Annotated in this window: 4 protein-coding genes; 2 read left to right on the top strand and 2 right to left on the bottom strand. The window is 41.8% G+C overall.

The genetic code is table 11. The annotated features are described in order from the left end of the window. Positions 1-29: 29 nt before the first annotated feature. A complete protein-coding gene (locus tag JGK16_RS32220; protein ID WP_293203590.1) occupies positions 30-263 on the bottom strand; it encodes a hypothetical protein in 234 nt (77 codons plus the stop codon). 298 nt (positions 264-561) lie between these two features. Here JGK16_RS32220 and JGK16_RS32225 point away from each other — a divergent pair, with 298 nt between their 5' ends. Next, positions 562-2,427: a serine/threonine-protein kinase gene (locus JGK16_RS32225; RefSeq protein WP_293193939.1), complete on the top strand. Its 1,866-nt coding sequence runs from the start codon at positions 562-564 to the stop codon at positions 2,425-2,427. Positions 2,428-2,519: 92 nt separating this feature from the next. Next, the gene (locus JGK16_RS32230; protein WP_293193941.1) at positions 2,520-2,849 is read left to right on the top strand and encodes a XisI protein; all 330 of its coding nucleotides are present in this window, start codon (positions 2,520-2,522) and stop codon (positions 2,847-2,849) included. Positions 2,850-2,892: 43 nt separating this feature from the next. Here the strand turns inward: JGK16_RS32230 and JGK16_RS32235 are convergent, their stop codons facing one another. Further along, positions 2,893-3,402, bottom strand: coding sequence for a hypothetical protein (locus tag JGK16_RS32235; protein ID WP_293193943.1), 510 nt, complete (start codon positions 3,400-3,402; stop codon positions 2,893-2,895). Positions 3,403-3,850 lie beyond the last annotated feature (448 nt).

A 3,850-nucleotide genomic window follows, 5' to 3' on the forward strand; every position in this document is an offset into this window, starting at 1 on the left:
AGGGTATGGCTTTTCTAATTTTGATAATTTTAGAAATCGCGTATTAGCTTGTTTCTTGCATTAGATAAAATTATCACCATAAGTTCTGGAGAGCCGGATACCATCGCCCACAAGGTGACTATCGGTGTGTAGATGCTTTGGTAGTAGGTGATTTTCTCTTTCGCTAGAAGCGAATAGACTAACTTTTCTGGCAGCAGTTTTTCCCAAGGTGAGGCAACGCTCTGTAAAAATTGTTGTTTGAGAATAGACGCACGATTTGGCATAATAAAGAGAGATTTTTTGATTTGTAAGGCAATGATCTATATATATATTGCCTTACAGATTTTTTTTTGGTCACTTTTTCAGTGCCATTTGACTAAAGCCCTCAATACAAACCAAAGTTTGTATCTTCAGTTAATTCTAAAAGGTTCGTAGCGAGGACTTCAGTCCTTCTTTCTTTAACTAAGATAGAAGGACTAAAGTCCTCACTACAAACCAAATTATATAGAGTCTGGCAAGAGGTATAATATTTACTGGTTGATACAAATAATCTCAAATCCAAAATCCAAAATCCAAAATCGAATGAGTTACTGCCTAAACCCCAACTGTTCCAAGCCCCAAAACCCGGATGCAGCCAAAATTTGCCGAAATTGTCGGTCAAAACTGCTGCTGCGCGACAGATATCGGGCCATAAAGGCGATCGGACAAGGAGGTTTTGGCAGAACATTCCTCGCCGTTGACGAAGACAAACCCTCAAAACCCCGCTGCGTCATCAAACAATTTTTACCCACAGAAACCCAACTCATCCCATCAGCCAGCAATCGCAACAGCAAAAAAGCCGCCGAACTTTTTGAACAAGAAGCAATGCGATTGGATGAATTGGGAAAACACCCTCAAATTCCCGAACTATTAGCCTATTCCATCCAAGACAACCGACAATATGTAGTCCAAGAATTCATCGACGGACAAAACCTAGCACAAATTATAGCAACAGAAGGCACATTTACAGAAACTCAAATTCTAGACTTACTAAATAGCTTACTACCCGTACTGCACTTCATCCATTCCCACAACGTCATTCACCGAGACATCAAGCCCGCAAACATCATCCGCCGCGCCGATAAACAATTAGTTATAGTAGACTTTGGCGCTGCCAAAATTGCCACAGGTACGGCATTACTCAAAACAGGAACCAGCATCGGCAGCCCCGAATACATCGCCCCCGAACAAGCCCGAGGCAAAGCATTTTTCACCAGCGATTTGTACAGTTTAGGCGTAACTTGCCTGTATTTATTAACTCAAATTTCCCCATTTGATTTGTTCGATCCGGGCGAGGATGCCTGGATTTGGCGGCAGTATTTAAGTAACAACCCGGTGAGTAAAGAACTCGGGAAAATTTTAGATAAAATGATTGAAAATGCTACCAACCGCCGCTATCAAATGGCTGTAGAAGTATTAACACAACTGAATCCAGAAGCAGCAATTAAACTCACCATTCCGCAAAAAATCACCAAACCAGTTAAACCCGCCACTAATCCCAATCCGCCCCCACCGCAAACCCATAACTGGCAATGTATTCACACATTAAGCGGACACAAAAACTTAATTTCATCTGTAGCTTTCAGCCCCAACGGAGAAGTTATCGCCAGCGGCAGCGATGACAAAACAATCAAACTTTGGCAAGTTGAAGACGGGCAAGAAATAGTGACTCTCGCAGGACACACAAACTCAGTTCATACAGTAGTTTTCAGCCCTGACGGAAAGACACTCGCCAGCAGCAGCCACGACAAAACAATCAAACTTTGGCGAATGAAAGACGGGCAAGAAATTCGCACACTTTCCGGTCACATTAACTCCGTTTATGGCTTAGCTTTCAGTCCAGATGGCGAAACTATTGCTAGTAGCAGTTGGGACAAAACCATCAAACTTTGGCGCGTGAAAGACGGGCAAGAAATTCGCACATTCTCCGGTCACATTAACTTAGTTTACTTTGTCGCCTTCAGTCCAGACGGAGAAACTATTGCTAGCAGCAGTTGGGACAGAACCATCAAAATTTGGCGAGTCAAAGATGGCAAGCTAATTCGCACGCTGATAGGTCATACAGACTGCGTTCGCTGTTTAGCTTTCAGCCCAAACGGAGAGTTTCTGGCAAGCGGCAGTCACGACAATACGATCAAAATTTGGTGGATGAAAGACGGGCAAGAAGTTTTAACAATTGCAGGTCATTCTTGGTATGTTGATTCGATCGCATTTAGTCCAGATAGCGAGATTCTGGCTAGTAGCAGCAATCAAACAATCAAGATTTGGCGGGTTAAAGACGGTGAAGAAATTTGTAATATTGCGGGTCATACTAACTCGGTGTATTCTGTTAATTTTAGCCCGGAAGGAGAGTTTTTGGCGAGCGGCAGCAGTGACAGAACTATTAAAATTTGGGGGTGCAATCGATAAAATAGTAGAAGTTCCTTTATGACTCGGCGGTTGAAACCGCGTCTACACAAACGAAGTCCGCCTACGCGGACTGAAAAAACCGAGGTAAAACAATGGATACCAGCGCGACCTATCGAGAAATCGTAAAACAGGTGATTCTTCAATACGCTAAGTTGCGTCCTTCTCATGGAGAGATTAGACTAGATTCGGTGTTTGATGAAACACGCGATCGCTATGCTTTAATGCAAGTGGGTTGGGATAGAGGACGGCGAGTGAGAGGGAATTTAATTTACATTACCCTAGAAGATGGAAAAGTTTATATTGAATACGACGGCATGGAATGTGGCATTACCCAAAATTTAATAGACCAAGGTATTCCAGAAAACGCTATTGTTTTAGCTTTTCTGCCACACTCTTTAACAGCTTTGACTACCGCTGTGTAGTGATGAAAGGCAAAAGAGCGATCGAAAAATAAACTCATTCTTTTTAATCTATCTGCTTCACGACATCCAAGGGTAGTCCTAGCACCCCTGCAATTTGCTCATCCTTCAATCCCAACTGTCGTAATTTACCAACCATGTCAATTTTAACTTGATTCGTGCCGTCCTGGTAGTCGGGAGTCGCAGGCTGACTTTTATCTGGGGTAGAAGTGGGTAGTTCTGAGCAACCATTGATATAATTAATTGTGTTGCTCTCCCAAAAATTAGTAGTGTTGCGATCGCCAAAATTTATATTCAGATTTAATTGCCGTTCTAGAACAGATTCCAGATTACTTTTATCAACTGGTTCATCAAAAGTATCAGATAACATTTGCAAAAGTTTATAACCTACATCCTTAGCATGACCCGCCGTACAACCGTAAGTATCTGCAATATCAGAATACTTTTTTCGATTCATTATTCCCTCGATAATTTTACGCTGCAAGTCATTTAGATGTTTGCCTGTCTTCGCGCTGAGCACTTCATCTACAAATTGCAAGATATGGGCAGTGTCCATCAGTAGGGGGGTCGGAGAACTATGGTTAGTATACCCGACTTTATCCGTCTTTATCAGTCTTTTTCCGCCTTGCATCGCGATTTTAGAAATACCCGTCTTTTTCCGTCTTTTTTCGCTTTGCAGTTTTTCGCGATCGGTCTATGATAAGGAAGAGCTAAAAAGCAGGTTGGCTGGAGGAAGTGGCTGTGATCCCCAGGTCCTCAACAGACAGCGATAGTGGCAATTTGAGGAAATCAGTATTTTAAGAGGGCAGACTATTGCCCACTGACATAATGAAATAAGCATAGCTTTTTTGTTAAAAATTATCAAGTTGCACTACAAAACTTCCTTAATCTAGTCTGCATAATATCAATAGACCTCTTGCAAAAAAAATCTATGCTATAATAAAAGATTTTCAATTTAATCCCCCTAGAGCTAACTCATAATTATAAATTGCTGATAACAAATT

It is taken from the genome of Microcoleus sp. PH2017_09_SFU_O_A, assembly GCF_020738625.1.
Taxonomy (GTDB): domain Bacteria; phylum Cyanobacteriota; class Cyanobacteriia; order Cyanobacteriales; family Microcoleaceae; genus Microcoleus.

Coding starts and splice junctions, on each gene's coding strand:
- JGK16_RS32220 (WP_293203590.1), bottom strand. CDS start 263: ATGCCAAATCGTGCGTCTATTCTCAAACAACAATTTTTACAGAGCGTT.
- JGK16_RS32225 (WP_293193939.1), top strand. CDS start 562: ATGAGTTACTGCCTAAACCCCAACTGTTCCAAGCCCCAAAACCCGGAT.
- JGK16_RS32230 (WP_293193941.1), top strand. CDS start 2,520: ATGGATACCAGCGCGACCTATCGAGAAATCGTAAAACAGGTGATTCTT.
- JGK16_RS32235 (WP_293193943.1), bottom strand. CDS start 3,402: ATGGACACTGCCCATATCTTGCAATTTGTAGATGAAGTGCTCAGCGCG.